1 protein-coding gene is annotated in these 550 nt (G+C 67.8%); it reads right to left on the bottom strand.

Annotated elements, in window-relative coordinates; translation table 11 throughout:
• Positions 1 to 542 (bottom strand): zinc-dependent alcohol dehydrogenase (locus AC1D0P_RS27730; RefSeq protein WP_477679667.1); only part of this gene is annotated, 542 nt, incomplete at its 3' end.
• Positions 543 to 550: the final 8 nt, after the last annotated feature.

Below are 550 nucleotides of genomic sequence, written 5' to 3' on the forward strand. Positions count from 1 at the left end.
GTGCAGAGCCCGAGCACGACGACTTTGCCTCTCGGCCGGACGAGGCCGATGCAATGGTCGATCAGGCCCGGCTTGCCGACGCATTCGAAGACGATGTCGGGCAGGCCGCCGAGCGCTGTCTCGATGTTCGGCTGAAGCTCGGCATCCGAGGTGACGAAGGCGCTGGCGCCGAGTTCCATTGCCCGCTGCTCTTGAAAGCTGTGCAGGTCGGTTACCGCGACACGGCCCGCACCCAGCCGCCGTGCCCAGAAGGCGACGGCAAGGCCGATCGCGCCGGCGCCGACGATCAGCACCTTGTCGCCCTGCTGCATCTTTGCCTGCATCAGGCCGTGCAGCGCCACCGACAAAGGTTCCGCCAGAGCGCCATCGGCGGCGCTGATCCCGACAGGAAGCTTGCGGCACTGGCGGCCGGTGACGGCGGTGTATTGCGCATAGCCACCGCCGATCAGCACCATTTGCGCGCACCAGGCGGGATCGCCGGCAAGGCAGCTGGCGCAGTGGCCGCAGCCGCTGTTCGGCGCCACGGATACATGGTCGCCCACCTTGAAGC

The sequence above is a fragment of the Polaromonas sp. P1_G2 genome (genome assembly GCF_056405515.1).